Source organism: Phenylobacterium sp., from assembly GCF_025351295.1.
Lineage (GTDB): Bacteria > Pseudomonadota > Alphaproteobacteria > Caulobacterales > Caulobacteraceae > Phenylobacterium.
This window is the reverse complement of the sequence record NZ_JANXWD010000013.1, coordinates 17,777-32,378: the sequence shown is the minus strand read 5'-3', so window position 1 is coordinate 32,378 and position 14,602 is coordinate 17,777. Positions and strand designations below refer to the sequence as shown.

General features: G+C 71.4%; 12 protein-coding genes. 9 read left to right on the top strand and 3 right to left on the bottom strand.

Features of this window, described 5'->3' with window-relative positions; genetic code table 11:
- The first annotated feature begins 39 nt into the window (after positions 1-39).
- Together Q0R13_RS02040 and Q0R13_RS02035 are read left to right on the top strand one after the other, a co-directional pair.
- A complete protein-coding gene (locus Q0R13_RS02040) occupies positions 40-2,523 on the top strand; it encodes a TonB-dependent receptor (RefSeq protein ID WP_293898712.1) in 2,484 nt (827 codons plus the stop codon).
- 183 nt (positions 2,524-2,706) lie between these two features.
- Entirely contained in the window at positions 2,707-3,810 is a 1,104-nt protein-coding gene (locus Q0R13_RS02035) for a response regulator (protein ID WP_293898710.1), read from the top strand.
- Positions 3,811-3,839: 29 nt separating this feature from the next.
- Here the strand turns inward: Q0R13_RS02035 and Q0R13_RS02030 are convergent, their stop codons facing one another.
- Positions 3,840-5,450: a winged helix-turn-helix domain-containing protein gene (locus Q0R13_RS02030; RefSeq protein ID WP_293898708.1), complete on the bottom strand. Its 1,611-nt coding sequence runs from the start codon at positions 5,448-5,450 to the stop codon at positions 3,840-3,842.
- Between the two features lie 132 nt (positions 5,451-5,582).
- On the opposite strand from Q0R13_RS02030, the gene Q0R13_RS02025 reads away from it, so the two are divergent.
- The 7 genes from Q0R13_RS02025 to Q0R13_RS01995 all read left to right on the top strand — a co-directional run bounded on the left by Q0R13_RS02025 (position 5,583) and on the right by Q0R13_RS01995 (position 10,617).
- Positions 5,583-6,185, top strand: coding sequence for a PEP-CTERM sorting domain-containing protein (locus Q0R13_RS02025; RefSeq protein WP_293898706.1), 603 nt, complete (start codon positions 5,583-5,585; stop codon positions 6,183-6,185).
- The gene (locus Q0R13_RS02020; RefSeq protein WP_293898704.1) at positions 6,182-6,700 is read left to right on the top strand and encodes an SgcJ/EcaC family oxidoreductase; all 519 of its coding nucleotides are present in this window, start codon (positions 6,182-6,184) and stop codon (positions 6,698-6,700) included. The genes Q0R13_RS02025 and Q0R13_RS02020 overlap by 4 nt, the downstream gene beginning before the upstream one ends.
- Before the next feature lie 211 nt (positions 6,701-6,911).
- Positions 6,912-7,712, top strand: coding sequence for a chorismate mutase (locus Q0R13_RS02015; RefSeq protein WP_293898701.1), 801 nt, complete (start codon positions 6,912-6,914; stop codon positions 7,710-7,712).
- A gap of 44 nt (positions 7,713-7,756) precedes the next feature.
- Positions 7,757-8,896 (top strand): histidinol-phosphate transaminase, encoded by a 1,140-nt coding sequence (gene hisC / locus Q0R13_RS02010; RefSeq protein ID WP_293898698.1) that lies wholly within the window; start codon positions 7,757-7,759, stop codon positions 8,894-8,896.
- A 4-nt stretch (positions 8,897-8,900) separates the two neighbouring features.
- On the top strand, positions 8,901-9,833 hold the full coding sequence (locus Q0R13_RS02005; RefSeq protein WP_293898695.1) for a prephenate/arogenate dehydrogenase family protein: 933 nt from the start codon (positions 8,901-8,903) through the stop codon (positions 9,831-9,833).
- Positions 9,834-9,915: 82 nt separating this feature from the next.
- On the top strand, positions 9,916-10,176 hold the full coding sequence (locus Q0R13_RS02000) for an EF-hand domain-containing protein (protein WP_293898692.1): 261 nt from the start codon (positions 9,916-9,918) through the stop codon (positions 10,174-10,176).
- A 21-nt stretch (positions 10,177-10,197) separates the two neighbouring features.
- Positions 10,198-10,617: an SRPBCC domain-containing protein gene (locus Q0R13_RS01995; protein WP_293898689.1), complete on the top strand. Its 420-nt coding sequence runs from the start codon at positions 10,198-10,200 to the stop codon at positions 10,615-10,617.
- Here the strand turns inward: Q0R13_RS01995 and Q0R13_RS01990 are convergent.
- Together Q0R13_RS01990 and Q0R13_RS01985 are read right to left on the bottom strand one after the other, a co-directional pair.
- Entirely contained in the window at positions 10,614-11,564 is a 951-nt protein-coding gene (locus Q0R13_RS01990) for a hypothetical protein (RefSeq protein WP_293898687.1), read from the bottom strand. The two genes, Q0R13_RS01995 and Q0R13_RS01990, sit on opposite strands and share 4 nt — an antisense overlap.
- A 147-nt stretch (positions 11,565-11,711) precedes the next feature.
- Entirely contained in the window at positions 11,712-14,513 is a 2,802-nt protein-coding gene (locus Q0R13_RS01985; protein WP_293898685.1) for a helicase C-terminal domain-containing protein, read from the bottom strand.
- Positions 14,514-14,602 lie beyond the last annotated feature (89 nt).

Genomic DNA, 14,602 nt, shown 5'->3' with positions numbered 1-14,602 from the left:
GGTCGCGGCTCCCTCCGTATGGCCTCGGGAGGACCCTTCATGTCTCGCATCCACGCGCCATTGCGCGCGCTCCTGGTCGCCGGCGTTTCCGCCGCGGCCCTTACCGCCATCGCCCAGCCGGCCCTGGCCCAGGCCTCCGCCGACGCCAGCAACACCGTCGAGGAACTGGTCGTCACCGCAGAGAAGCGCGAGCAGTCGCTGCAGGACGTGCCGGTCGCCGTCTCGGCCTACACCTCGGCCAAGCGCGACATCGTCGGCATCAACAGCATCCAGGACTTCGTGAATTTCACGCCCGGGATGAACTATTCCGGCACCGACCGGGTCAGCCTGCGCGGCGCTGGGCGCAACACCTTCTACATCGGGAACGACCCGGGCGTGGCCAGCTACTCGGACGGCTTCTATTCGGCCTCGTCGTCGGAACTGTTCAAGACGCCGCTGTTCATCGAGCGGACCGAGATCCTGCGCGGCCCGCAGGGCACGCTGTACGGCCGCAACGCCATCGGTGGGGCCATCAACCAGATCTCCAAGCGCCCGGCGCACGAGTTCGGCGGCGAGATCCGCGCCTCCTACGCCAACTACAACCGCACGGTGATCGAGGGCGTGGTGTCGATCCCGCTGGCCGACAACCTGCGCATCAAGGTCGGCGGCAGCCAGGACCATCAGCGCGACGGCTTCATCAAGAACATCGGCACGGGCAACGAAGGCGCCACGATCAAGCGCACCTACTTCGAGTTCCAGCTCGAGGCCGAGCCGACCGACAAGCTGAACATCTTCCTGCGCTACAACCACTCCAGCTGGGACGACACCCTGGGCGTCGGCGACCGCCTGGCCAACCTGGTCACGCCCTACGACACCACCCGCGCGTTCGGCCTGATCGGCGCCCTGCAGCCCAACCCGCAGTTCGGCTACACGACCCCGAACCCCGGCGTGAAGGACCCCTACGTCCAGAACACCAACACCGACGGCTATGGCCAGCTGCGCGGCAACCACGTCATCACCACCAGCATCACCTATGACCTGGGCTTCGCGGACCTGAAGTACATCGGCGGCTTCCAGCAGTACAACTACCAGACGGGCGGCGACTACGACGGCACCAGCCGCACCGCGGCCATCGCTATTCCCGGTATGGCGGCCCCCTACTTCCCGACCCAGACCACCGACTTCAACGAGCACAAGCGGTACTACTCGAACGAGATCAACCTGACCTCGCACGGCGACGGCCCGCTTCGCTGGATCGTCGGGGCCTATCAGTATCATGAGAAGTATCGCCAGCAGATCCAGCTCGCGAACCCCAACCAGGCCTCGCTGGCCACCCCGCTGACCTTGGCCGGAACGCTCGCCGCGCCGAACCCCAGCCGCGACTTCTTCGACACCCGCGCGACCCTGACCTCCAAGGCCTATGCGGTGTTCGGCCAGGCGACCTATGCGTTCAACGAGCAGCTCTCCCTGACCGGCGGGCTTCGCTACACCAAGGACAAGAAGGACGGGACCGAGAGCCAGCGCCTGATCTTCCTGTCGCCGGCGATCGCCGCGGGGACCGTCGCCTTCGACGTCTCCACCGACGTCGACCCGACCAAGCCTGGCGTGCAGAATTTCCGCTCCGTGGCCGGCAGCTGGGACGCGGTCACCGGGGTGGTGAACCTCGACTGGACGCCGGACAAGGACACCCTGGGCTATGCCAAGTACAGCCGCGGCTACAAGTCCGGCGGCTTCCTGCTGGGCACCCTGTCCAGCCAGCCTGAGGCCAAGCAGGAAAAGGTCGACGCCTTCGAGGTCGGCCTGAAAAAGACGATCGGCGGTCACTTCCAGATCAACGCCGCCACATTCTACAACGACTACAAGGATCTGCAGCTCAACCTGTCGCAGCTGAACGCGGCCGGCACGGCGGCGGCGAACAACTTCGTCAACGTCGACGCCAAGGCCTATGGCGTCGAGCTGGAGAGCATCTGGCGGCCGATCGACCACCTCGACCTGTCGGCCAGCTATGGCTACCTGCACACCCGCATCATCAAGGGCTGCTGCTTCTACGACCCGGCGGATCCAGGCGCGCTGGACCCGCGCGCCACGCCGTCCGGCGGGGTGGTGGTCTCCAACGGCACCCGCCTGGTGTTCCAGACCCTGAAGGGGTCGCAGATCTACCAGTCGCCGAAGAACAAGCTGGCCCTGAACGGCAACTACACCTTCGACTTCGCGCCGGGCTCGCTGATCCTGTCAGCCACCTACACCTGGACCGACAAGACCTTCTACCAGCCGTTCAAGAGCGCGGCGAACAGCGTGCCGTCCTATGACACCACCGACTTCCGCATGCTCTGGAAGGACGCCCAGAACCGCTTCACGGTCATCGGCTACCTGAAGAACGCCTTCGACCAGAAGGGCTACACCTCCAACGGCTCGACGACGCCTTCGGCGATCTTCGACAGCCCGAACCCGGGCACGACCTCGATCGTCCAGACCCGGACCGCCACGGTCCGCGGGCTGATCCAGCCGCGCACCTACGGCGTGGAACTGCAGTACCGCTTCTAGGACTGCTGCTTCGACTTTGGCGCTCATGCCTCCCCGAGCGCCGGCCCTGCGGGCGGAACCCCTGGTTCCGCCCGTCTCTTTTTCAACGTTACGTCGAAATCAGACGTCCTGCGGCCGGGCTTAACCTCTGCGCAAGCGCTGGCGCCCAATATGGGTCCCTAGCTTCTGCGTCCCAGGCGGTTCATGTCCCTGCCCGACTTCTTCTTCGAGCGAGTCACGGCCGATATCCGTCAGCAGATGGAGGGTATCCAGGCCTTGACCGCGCAGCTGGGCCGCCAGCGGCTCACGGCCGACGGCGAAGCCTGCGTGGCCAGCGTCGCCGAGGCCGCGGCCGGGGTCGCGCGCATGCTCGAGACCGCCCGCGACATGCGCGGCACGGTCAACGGCGTGGATCTGAACCTCGAACCGGTGCGCCTGCGCGAGGTGATGGACGACATCGAGGCGCGCTGGCAGCCGCGGGCGACCGCCGCCGGCGTCACCCTGCTGGTCGGCTATGACGGCGATCCCGACGCCGTGGGCATGGCGGACCGCAAGCGCCTCCTGCAGATCTTCGACGGTTTCATCGGCGAGGCGGTCGCCGCCCAGGCCCGCGGCGCGGTGGAGGCGGGCCTCTATGCCTATCCCGGCCCGGACGGCGTGCGCCTGGAAGGCCGCATCCGCGGTCCCCGCGACTCCGGCTGGGACGCCAAGGACGCCGAGACCCGCATCCGCGGCATCGAGGCGCGGCTGGGCCTGGAGGTCGCGCTGGGCGCCATGCTGGCCCGGCGCATCCTGGCCGGCATGGACGGACAGCTGCGCAAGGAGGCCAACGCCGGCGCCTCGGACACCGCCGCGTTCGAGATCCTGCTGGCCCTGGCGCCCGAGGCGGCCGCGGCGCCCCACGAAGACGCCGGCCGCGCCGCCCACATCCTGGTGGTCGACGACAACGCCACCAACCGCATGGTCGCCCAGTCGCTGGTCGAGATGTTCGATTGCACCAGCGAGTCCGCGGAAGACGGCGAGGAGGCGGTCGAGGCCGCCCGCACCGGCCGCTTCGACCTGATCCTGATGGACATCAAGATGCCGCGCATGGATGGCGTCGCCGCCACCCGGGCGATCCGCGCCATTCCGGGCCGGGTCGGCGAGACCCCGATCATCGCGCTGACCGCCAACGCCGACCCCGAGGACGCCGCCGGCTACCTGGCCGCCGGGATGAACGGCGTGGTCGAGAAGCCCATGAAGCCGGAACACCTGCTCACCGCCCTGCAACAGGCCCTGGACCCCGGCGCCAACGCCAGGGCGGCGTAGGGCGCTTCGGGTCAGGCGCCTGGCGCAACCTAGTCGGAACATGGCGCCGCGAGCACGATCTCGCGACAGAAGTCCGGCTTGCGGGTCGCGCGCCAATAGGCTGCAAGGCCGGACGCCTGCATGAGGCTCGTGAACCGGGCATCGCTCCAGAGCGGGCGGGCGGCCGCCGAAAACAGGGGCGCCGTGTCTCGCTCCCCGGGCCGCTGCGGCCCGATGAGCGCCCCCGCCGCGTCAGGGCTCCCGGGGCCGGCGAACAGCCGCTCCGCCAGCGCCAGCGCCGCCTGCGGACGGCCCAGGGCCAAGGCAGCCCGCATCGCCTGTCCCGGCGCGTCCGGCGCGCGACGCTCCATCGCGCCGCGGTAGGCGGCAAGCACAGCGTCCCCCGCCGCGGGCGAGCGGCTGCGAACCGCGTCCGCGAGGTGTGCGGCCATGGCCATGTCGGCGGCCAGGGCCGAATCCGGCCAGAGCGCGGGGTCCGTCGCCATCGCCAGCGCCTCCGACGTGCGCCCCGAGTCGATCTTCAGCCAGAAGCGCGCGCGCCAGAGCTGCGGATCTCGCGGCCAAAGGCTGGCGGCGCGGGCCGCCACACATTCGGCGGCGTCCAGTTGCTGGCTGTCCGCCAACAGTTGCACCCGCCCGGCCTGGATCCAGGGCAGGAGCGGCGCCGCGGCGGCGGCGCGTTCCATCAGGGCCGTGGCCTCCCGCATACGTCCCACGGCGGCCAGGAACTGCGCGCGTTGCACCAGGACGGCCGGCGTGTCGGTCGGCGCGAGTTGCAGGGCGCGCCGCAACGCCTCGTCCTTGTGCGACCAAGCGCCGAAGGTGGGCTCCAGACTGACCTGGGCGGCCAGGGCCAGGCCTTCGTGCGGGTCCAGCGCAAGCGCCCGGGTCGCCGCCTCGCGGATGCGAAGCGTCACGGCAGCCCGCTCGGTGGGCGCCGTGGTCCGCAGACTCAACACCTGCGCCATGGCCAGGGCGCCCCAGGCGTCGGCGTCTCGGGGCGCGCGGGCCGTCGCCTCGCGCAGGTAGCCTATTCCGCGGTCAAGCTGTGCCGGCGTGCCCTCGAAGACGGCGGCCCGCCCGCGAACTTCCAGGTCCGCCGCGGCAAACTCGGCGGGCGTCTGCGCCGGTCGCGCGGTCCTGACCGGCTCCGGCCGAGCGGCCGCGACGCGCTCGCGCCACGCCCAGGCGCCAGCGCCTCCCAGTACGACCAGTAGCGCCCCGAGCGCCATCCAGGTCCGCCGACGGCCGAGCCGGTCGTTCGCCCGCTGCGGCGGCCTCAGGTCGCGGCGTCCCCCAGCGTCTGCGCTCGCCGGGAACGCCAGCAGACGATAGCCGATCTTCGGCAACGTCTCGATGCTGAAGGCGCCGGCGGCAATTCCTTCGGAGAGGCGGCGGATCTTGGAGATCACCCGGGTGATCGCGTCCTCGCTGACCGCCCGCCCGCCCCAGCAGGCTGCGACCAATGCATCGCGCGAGAGCACGGCGCCCTGCGCCCCGATCAACGCCAACAGCACCTCCATCACACGCGGCTCGACAGCTTCGCGGCCCGTCGGGCCGGCGACCTCGCAGATCGACGGGCGCACGGTGACGTCGCCGACAATCAGGTCCGCACAGTCCGCCAGGGAGGGTCGGGTCATCACCTAACCCACGGAACTAACTAGTCATCGGGAAAACATCGGGAAAACATCCGCTACGGGTCCTGTCGCCTACTCGCCCATGCTGTCCGGTGCCCGCCAGTCGCTCAACCCGGGCGGCATGGAGCCCGAACCATGGCACGTTTGAAAGTCCGCGACGCCCTCGTTGCGCTGGCGCTGGCGACTGGCGCCGCGGCGCCGGCCCGCGCCACGACCGTCCTGTTCTCCGGAAGCGAGCACAACACCAACCCACCCGCCCAACCGGGTGGCCGCTGTGCGCCGACGCTGACCGTCAGCATCGGGCCGGCGAACGCCAGCGGCCTGTCGAACCTCGGCGCGTTTACCCCGACCCAGAGCCACTGCCTCAACGCCCCGCCCCCCGTCGCCTACTACGACGGCCGGTTCGACTTCGCGTTCGGCGCGGCCGACCATCTGTTCGGGACCTACAGCGGTCTCCTAACCGCTTCGGGAACCCCGGGTCTCTTCAACAATGCACAGGCGTTCGTCGCCACCGGCGGCACGGGCCGCTTCGCGGACGCCATCGGGCGCTTCGACGGGACCGGCACGGTGCAATTCCGGCCCGGCGGCCTGGCGGAAGGCCAACTCGACTTCGCCGGCGTCGTCGAGGCGCCGGGCGTGCCCGAGCCGGCGACCTGGCTGACCCTGGTGCTTGGCCTCGCCGTGACCGGCCTCGCGCTCCGGCGCAAGGGCCACCGGCTGGCCGGGGTCAGCCTGTGATTCGCGCGGCGCTCGCCGGCGGCCTGTCGCTCTGCCTTGCCGCCTCGGCCTATGCCGGTGGGCCTGTCTGCACCGCGGACGGCTTCGCCATGGCCGACGATGCCGCGATCCAGGCCCTGGAGGTGCAACAGGCGCGAACCTGGAACGCCCACGACATTCCGGCCTACGCCGCGCTGTTCACCGAGGATGCCGACGTCGTGAACGTCCTGGGCTGGCGATGGCGCGGTCGCGCCGAGCTTGAACAGAAGCTGTCCCTGGCTCACCACACGGTCTTCCGGACGAGTGTGCTGACCCTGGAGACCGTCGACATCCGCCCGCTGGCCCCCGACCTCGCGGTCGTGCTGGTGACCTGGCGCATGGCCGACGCCCGTCCGCCCGACGGGGTATCCGCCCACACGCCGCAGGCCGGCGTGCAGACCCAGGTGCTCCGGCGCCTGCCGGGTGGCTGGCGCATCACCGCCTTCCAGAACACCAACCGCGTCCCCGAGCGCCCATTCGGCGCCCCGCCCTCGTGACCGCCGACTTCCGTGCACCATCGGAGATGCTCACCTTGCCCATGCCTGCCCTTCGAGGTTCATCGGGCGCCCTGGCCCACTGGGGGCGGCAGTCACCGCCGCTGCCTTCCCGGTCCGTTTCAGCCGCACATTCTGGTGTCAAAACCGGCCCTTGCACCCCCTGTCGCAATGACTTAGGTCGCGGGCTCCGGTTTCGGGGGAGATCCTATCCGTGGCGAAGACGGCGGCCGTCCCGCCCTCCCTGGAGGCCGTGCGTCAGCGCATCGACGCGCTGGACACCGAGCTCCTGCGCCTGGTGGACGAGCGCGCCGCCCTGGCCCGGATCGTCGCCGCGGCCAAGCGGGCGGCCGGCGACGGCGACAAGTTCGGTCTGCGGCCCGCCCGCGAAGCCGCGATCCTGCGCCGGCTGATCGCCGCCGAGCACACCTCCGCGAACCCCAGCCTGATCGTGCGCATCTGGCGCGAGCTGATCGGCGACAGCCTGGCCAGCCAGGGCCCATTCCACCTCAGTGTCTGGGGCGCCAAGGACCCCGGCCGCGCGGTCGAAATGGCCCGCCAGCGCTTCGGCGCCGCCCCGCCGCTCAGCCAGGCGGCGAGGCCCGAGGACGCCATCGCCCAGGCCCGCACCCCCGGCGGGGTCGCGGTCTGCGCGCTCAGCCCCGACAGCGCCTGGTGGGGCCGGCTGCTGGCCGAACCGCAGCTGAAGGTATTCGCCGCCCTGCCCTGCCTGGCGGCCTGGGGCGAGATGGCGGCGCTGGCCGTGGCCGCCGTGGAGGTGGAGCCGACCGGCGACGACCGCACCTTCTGGGTTACCGACGCGCCGGGCGCCGCCCGCGCCGTGGAGGACGCCCTCGGCCGCGACGGCGTGGCGGCCGACCTGGTGCTGGAGGCCGGCGGGCTGAAGCTGTTCATGCTGGCCGGCTTCTACCAGGGCGGCGACGAACGCCTGGCCCGCGCGCCGGGCCGGCTGACCGGCGTGATCGGGGCTGCACCGGCCCCGCTGGACGTGTAAGACGCAGCCTCCGCCCACCGGCACAGCGTCACCCCGTTCCAGGCATGCCCGACAGCACCGATCTCCTCGCCCCCGCCGACCCGCGCGCCCAGGCGCCGAAACCGCTCCCCAAGCCCGGGATCCTGGACATCCACGCCTATGTGCCCGGCAAGTCCAAGGCCGAGGGCGTCGAGACGCCGATCAAGCTGTCGTCCAACGAGAACATCCTGGGCAGCAGCCCCGCAGCCCGGGCGGCGTTCGTGGCAGCCGTGGACAGCCTGCACCTCTATCCCGACAGCCGGGCCAGCGAGCTGCGTGCGGCGGTGGCGGCGCACTTCGACCTGGAGCCGGACCGGCTCGTGTTCGGCGACGGCACCGACGAGGTGCTGCACCTGCTGAACCAGGTGTTCCTGGAGCCGGGCGACAACATCGTCATGGGCCAGTACGGCTTCTCCGCCTATTCCATCGGCGCGCGGGCCTGCCAGGCGCAAGTGCGGCAGGCCGCCGAGCCCGGCTATCATCTCTCGGTCGAGGCGATGCTGGCGGCAGTGGACGCGCGCACCCGGCTGGTCTTCGTCACCCAGCCCGGCAATCCCACCGGCACCTTCCTGACCCGCGACGAGCTGCGCGCGCTGCACGCCGGCCTGCCGGCCTCCGTGGTCCTGGTGCTGGACGGCGCCTATGCCGAATTCGCCACCGATCCGCGCTTCGACGACGGCCTGGAGCTGGCCCGGGCGCAGGACAACGTGGTGGTCACCCGGACCTTCTCCAAGCTGCACGGCCTGGCGGCGCTGCGCATTGGCTGGGCCTATTGCCCGGCGCCGATCGCCGACGCCGTGGACCGGATCCGGGCGCCGTTCAACACCTCGATCGCCGCCCAGCAGGCCGCGGTCGCGGCGCTGGCCGACGTCGACTTTCAGGCACGGTCGCGCGAACACGTCGCCTACTGGCGGCCCTGGCTGACCCAGCAGTTCGGCGGCCTCGGGCTCGAGGTCGTGGCCTCGCAGGCCAATTTCGTGCTGGTGGGCTTTCCGACGACGCCCGGCCGCACGGCGGCCGAGGCCGAGGCCTGGCTGGCGCGCCGGGGGCTGATCGTGCGCGGGGTCGGCAACTACGGCCTGCCAGACCACCTGCGCATCACCATCGGCCTGGAAGAGCACAACCGCGCCGTGGCCGACGCGCTGGCCGAGTTCATGAAGGCCTGATCCGATGACCGCGCCGATCTATGCGAAGCTGGCGGTGATCGGCTGTGGCCTGATCGGGTCGTCGGTGGTCCGCGCCGCGCGGGCGGCGGGCTGCGTCGGCGAGATCGTCATCGCCGAGACCTCGGCCGAGACGCGGGCGCGGATCGTCGAGCTGAAGCTCGCAGACGCGGTCACAGGCGACGCCGCAGAGGCGGTGCGGGACGCCGACCTGGTGCTGTTCGCGGTGCCGGTGCTGGCGATGGGCGAAGCGGCGCGGGCGGCCTCCCCGGGGTTCAAGCCCGGCGCGACGGTCACCGACGTCGGCTCGGTCAAGGGCGCGGTGGCCGAGGCGCTGACGGCGGCCTGCCCGGACAGCGTCTTCGTGATCCCCGGCCACCCCATCGCCGGGACCGAGCAGTCGGGGCCAGACGCGGGCTTCGCCGAGCTGTTCCAGAACCGCTGGACCATCCTGACGCCGGACGGGCGGACCGACGCCCCTTACCGCGACGCGGTCGGCCGGCTGGCGGCGTTCTGGACCGCTATCGGGGCGCGGGTCGAGGAGATGGACGCCCGTCACCACGACCTGGTGCTGGCCATCACCAGCCACCTGCCCCACCTGATCGCCTACAACATCGTCGGCACCGCCGCCGACCTGGAGGGCGTCGCCGAGGCCGAGGTGATGAAGTATTCGGCCGGCGGCTTCCGTGACTTCACCCGCATCGCCGCCTCCGACCCGACCATGTGGCGCGATGTGTTCCTGACCAACAAGGACGCGGTGCTGGAGGTGCTGGGCCGCTTCACCGAGGACCTGCAGGCGCTGAGCCGCGCCATCCGCTGGGGCGAGGGCGACAAGCTGTTCGAGCTGTTCAGCCGCACACGGGAGATCCGCCGCGGCATCGTGGCCATGGGCCAGGAGAGCGCCGAGCCGAACTTCGGTCGCGACCGGGGCAAACACTAGGCTCCGATTTCGGCCACAGACGGGCAATATGGTTGCTACAGACGGCGCGCCCTGTGCCGCCGCATCTTCGGAGAGACACCCCATGCGCACCCTCATCTTCGCCGCCGCGGCTTTGGCCGCGCTGGCCGGCGCCGGCGTCGCGGCGGCCCAGGCGCCGGACCCGGCGACCATTATCAAGGCCTGGGACAAGGACGGCGACGGCGCGGTCAGCAAGGCCGAATGGATCGCGGCCGGCCGGCCGGCCGAGCGGTTCGACGCCGTCGACGCCAATCACGACGGCAAGATCACCGCCGAGGAACTGGCCGCGGCCATGGCCAAGATGCGCCAGTCGCAGGGCGGCTGATCGACCCAGAAGGTGCTGGCCATGGCTGAGATCGTCGTCCGCCACCGCTATGCGCACCCGCCGGAGACGGTGTTCGACGCCTGGCTGGACCCGAAGACGGCGGGCCGCTTCGCCTTCGCCACTCCGGACGGCGAGATGATCGTGGCCGAGGTCGACGCCCGGGTCGGCGGCCGCTTCACCTTCACCGACCGGCGCCCGGACATGGGCGCTGTGGCCCACGTCGGCGCGTATGAGGTCATCGACCGGCCGCGCCGGCTGGTCTTCACCTTCGCCGTGCCGCAGTTCGACCCGGGGTCCACGCGGGTGACCCTGGACTTCGCCGCGGCCGCCGGCGGCTGCGAACTCACCCTGACCCATGAGGGCGTGCCGCCGGAATACCAGGACCAGACGCCGAAGGGCTGGGAGATGATCCTGGCGGCGCTGGAGCGGGTGGTGCTTTAGCGCGGCTTGGCGCCCTCGCCCCACCAGCCGCGTTGTCCCTTTGAGCAGGCGGCCAGGTCATCGAGGACGGCGGGCAGACCGGTGCCATCGATCACCACCTCGGCGACCGCGCGCCCGTCCACGCTGACCCGTAGCGCCTTCGCGCCGCGGAGGGCGGAGAGCGCGTCACGGTCAAATTCCGGATCGAACGCGAAATACGAGTCGCCGTCGTAGACCGGCTTGAAGGTGAAGCTGTGGGCGTCCGCCTCCATGCGGCCATGACGCCCCCGGGGCAGGGGGTCATCCGACCTGACGGCCAATCCGACCACCCCCTCTGCGCCGATCAAGATCAGCATGGTGCGCTCGGTCACCAGCGCATAGGCGGTGCAAATCCGAGCCAGCGGCGACCGTTCCAGGAACCAGGTCTTCTCCGGATTCATGGCGGCGCTGACGCTGGCCTTGGCGCCGCCGCCGGCGCCGGCGCCCCACCATCCCTGCTCGCCCCTGGAGCAGGCGATGACGGCGTCGAGCGCCCCTTCCGCGCCGGTGCCGTCCAGCGTCGCGCTGATCACCGTCACGCCATCGACCGCCACCTCGACACCCTGGGCCAGCCGCAGCGCCGCCAGGGCGCGGTCGTTGAGTGCGCCCTCGGTCGCCAGCAGATCGTTGGCGTCCGAGAAGTCGGGCTTGAACTCGAAACTGTAGGCTTCCGTCGCCAGGGTGGCCTTGCGACCGCGCGTCATCGGCGTCTTCGATCCCACCAGCAGGGCGACCTGCCCATCTTCGGCGCGCAGGATGAGCAGCGCACCGGCCTTGGTCGGGAGGCTGGCGAAACACCCCCCGCCGGACCGGTTGTGTCCGACGCTCCAGAAACCTTCCTTGTTGAGGACAGGGTCTTGCGCTGCGGCGGGCGCAGCGCCCATCGCCAGGATCAACAGCGCGGCGCCCAGCTTGCGAAACAGGTTCATGACAGCGTCCCCCGACGGTTCCGGCGGAGCCTGCAACACAACCCTGAATGATTGCTGAGCCGGAATGCGCGGAAGCTTAGCCGCGGGGCGGCGGCGGTGTAAAGAACAAATGTAGAACTTCAGTTCCTCCTCCGTTGGAGGAGGATCTTAAGGTGATGGCGGCAAAAACGCCTGCACCGCCTCGATGGCCTCCACCAGGGTCAGGCGCTGGAGCTCGACGCCCGGCGGCAGGCTGCTGAACAGGCGGGTGGGGCTGCTGGCGTCGAGCATGACGAAGACGCCCTTGTCGTCGGCGCGGCGGATCAGTCTGCCGAAGGCCTGGGCGATTCTGGCGCGGGCGATGCTGTCGTCGTAGCTCTTGCCGCCGAACCGCACGCGCCGCGCCTTGTGCAGGATGTCGGGGCGCGGCCAGGGGATGCGGTCGAAGACCAGCAGCCTCAGCGACCGGCCAGGCACGTCGACGCCGTCGCGCACCGCATCGGTGCCCAGCAGGCAGGCGTCCTGTTCGGCGCGGAAGATGTCGACCAGGGCGCCGACCTCCAGCGGGTCGACGTGCTGGGCGTAGAGGGCGATGCCCTTGTCGGCCAGCGGCGCCGCGATCCGCTCGTGCACGGCGCGCAACCTGCGGATGGCTGTGAACAGGCCCAGGCCCCCGCCCCCCGCCGCCAGGAACAGCTCGCGCATCGCGGCGCCGACCTGGCGCGCGTCATCGCGGCTGACGTCGGTGACCACGATGGCGCGGCTGTTGCCCGCATAGTCGAACGGCGAGGCCAGCCGGAGCGTCTTGGGCCGCTCGGGCAGGCGCGCGGCGCCGCTGCGCATTTCGGCCAGCGCGAAGGGGTCGTCCAGGGTCATGTCGGCCAGGGTCGCCGAGGTGACCAGCACCCCGTGGGCCGGGGCGATGACGGTGTTGGTCAGCGGCTCGGTGGGGTCCACCCAGTGGCGGCGGCAGGCGGCGTCCACCACCCGGCCGTAGAGGAAGTTCGCATCGAACCAGTCGACGAAGTCCGGGTCGTCGTCGGCGTTCTCGTCGATGGCCTGCAGCATGGAGCGCCAGGCCGGCAGCTGCATGCGGGCGCGCCGATCGAGCCCCCTCAAAGCGCCTTCAATTCTTGCGCGTTCCGAGCCGCCCAGGGTCTCGGCCTCGGCGTCCATCAGGTCCTCCAGCGCCCGCGCCAGGGCCAGCAGGGGGGTCTCCAGGTCGGCCAGCGCGCGGGCGGCGGCCTGGGCGGTCTCGCGCACCCGGTCCAGCGCCGGGCGGGCGGCGCATTCCATGCCCACCTCGCTGGGGGCCGCACGCGCCCGCAGCTGCTCCAGCATGGCCACCAGGAAGGTCTCCACCGGGCCGATGGGATTGACCTCCCCGTTCGGCGGGGCGATGCGGCCGGACCAGCCCTCGCCCGGCAGCTGCGAGGCGGCCTGGATGGCGTCGGAGAGCGCCGTGCGCGCCTCGTCGTCGTCCCCCAGCACGTCCAGCAGCCGCGCCTCCAGCCCCCGGCCGCGGCGCCCCCGCCCCTCCGGCCCGCGGATCCAGCGGCGCAGCTCGGCCGCCTCCTGGCCCGAGAGCGCCGCGGAGAAAGCGCTGTCGGCCGCGTCGAACAGGTGGTGGCCCTCGTCGAAGACGATGCGCTTGAGCTGGGTGGTCTCGCCGTCGGCCTTGGAACCGCGCGCCGCGCGCGCGCCGTCGAACGCCGCCTGGGTCAGCACCAGGGCGTGGTTGGCGATAACGATGTCGGCGCGGCGCGAGCCGCGGATCGCCTTCTCCACGAAGCAGGTGCGGTAGTGGGCGCAGCCGGCGTGGACGCATTCGCCACGCCGGTCGACCAGGTTGCCGGGGCTGGCCTGGGCCGGGGGCGGCACGGCGAACAGGGTGGGCAGCCAGGCCGGGAAGTCGCCGCCGGTCATGTCGCCGTCGCGGGTGGCGCGCGCCCAGCGCGCGGTCAGCGCCATGCCGATCAGGTCGGACCCGCCCAGTTGCGCGGCGTTGGCCTGCTCCTGGAAGTTCAGCAGGCACAGGTAGTTCTCGCGACCCTTGCGGACCACGGCCTTCCTGGCGCGCACCTTCTCGTCCGGATAGATCGCCCGGCTCTCGCGCTCGATCTGGCGCTGCAGGGCGCGGGTATAGGTGGAGACCCAGACCGCCGGGCCGTTGGCCTCGGCCCACAGCGAGGCCGGCGCCAGGTAGCCCAGGGTCTTGCCGACCCCGGTGCCCGCCTCGGCCAGCATCATATTGGGCTCGCCCTCGCGGTCGCGGGGCTGGAAGACGTGGGCGGTCTCGGCGGCGTAGTCCGCCTGGGTGGGCCGCGCCTCGTCCAGGCCGGCCTGGGCCAGCAGGGCCGCCAGCCGGGCGCGGGCGTCGGCGGCGGGGACCGGCTTGGATCCGGGTTCGCCGGGCGGAGCCTCGGCCTCCCATTCGCTGAGCCGCTGCCAGACGTCGAGGCCGGAGGAGCGGAAGGTGTTGCCGGGGAGCTGGGCGCGCAGGGCGGCGATGACGGCCGTACCCCAGGACCAGCCGGCGCGGGCCAGGGTCTCGGCGATGGCGAGGGCTTCCTCGCGGGTGGGCGTGGGGGCGGCGGCGAGTTCGGCGAGCAGGGTGTGGGCGGCGCGTTGCAGGGTGGCGGCCTGCTGCTCGACGGACTTGGGTTCGGGCAGGCCCAGCACCTGGGCGAGGCCGGCGGCGGAGGGGGCGGTGAACTGAGCGGGCCGGACGAAGGCGAAGAGTTCGAGGGCGTCGAAGATGCGGGGCGTGCGCGGGGGGGCCGGGAGGTTGAGGCGCCGCGCGGTCATGGCCGCGTGGGCGAGGAGGACGGGGGCGGAGGTGAGGAGGTCGCGGGCGTCGGGGGGGCGGATGGCGGAGGGCGGGCCGTTGGGCGGCGCGACGGCGCAGCGCGGGCCGGGGAGGACGACCAGGGCGGGGGCGAGTTGCAGGGTGGGTGGGGCGGCGGACACGCTGAACCGCTAACGCAGAATCACGCAGAACGGAATGGGAACGGAGATCTTGTGAAGTTGGCGGCGCGCGATCATCCGGCTCGCATGGC

What these genes read in the sequence shown, in the direction of transcription:
- Q0R13_RS02040 (WP_293898712.1), top strand. Translation starts at nt 40, where the DNA reads ATGTCTCGCATCCACGCGCCATTGCGCGCGCTCCTGGTCGCCGGCGTT.
- Q0R13_RS02035 (WP_293898710.1), top strand. Translation starts at nt 2,707, where the DNA reads ATGTCCCTGCCCGACTTCTTCTTCGAGCGAGTCACGGCCGATATCCGT.
- Q0R13_RS02030 (WP_293898708.1), bottom strand. Translation starts at nt 5,450, where the DNA reads ATGACCCGACCCTCCCTGGCGGACTGTGCGGACCTGATTGTCGGCGAC.
- Q0R13_RS02025 (WP_293898706.1), top strand. Translation starts at nt 5,583, where the DNA reads ATGGCACGTTTGAAAGTCCGCGACGCCCTCGTTGCGCTGGCGCTGGCG.
- hisC (WP_293898698.1), top strand. Translation starts at nt 7,757, where the DNA reads ATGCCCGACAGCACCGATCTCCTCGCCCCCGCCGACCCGCGCGCCCAG.
- Q0R13_RS02005 (WP_293898695.1), top strand. Translation starts at nt 8,901, where the DNA reads ATGACCGCGCCGATCTATGCGAAGCTGGCGGTGATCGGCTGTGGCCTG.
- Q0R13_RS02000 (WP_293898692.1), top strand. Translation starts at nt 9,916, where the DNA reads ATGCGCACCCTCATCTTCGCCGCCGCGGCTTTGGCCGCGCTGGCCGGC.
- Q0R13_RS01995 (WP_293898689.1), top strand. Translation starts at nt 10,198, where the DNA reads ATGGCTGAGATCGTCGTCCGCCACCGCTATGCGCACCCGCCGGAGACG.
- Q0R13_RS01990 (WP_293898687.1), bottom strand. Translation starts at nt 11,564, where the DNA reads ATGAACCTGTTTCGCAAGCTGGGCGCCGCGCTGTTGATCCTGGCGATG.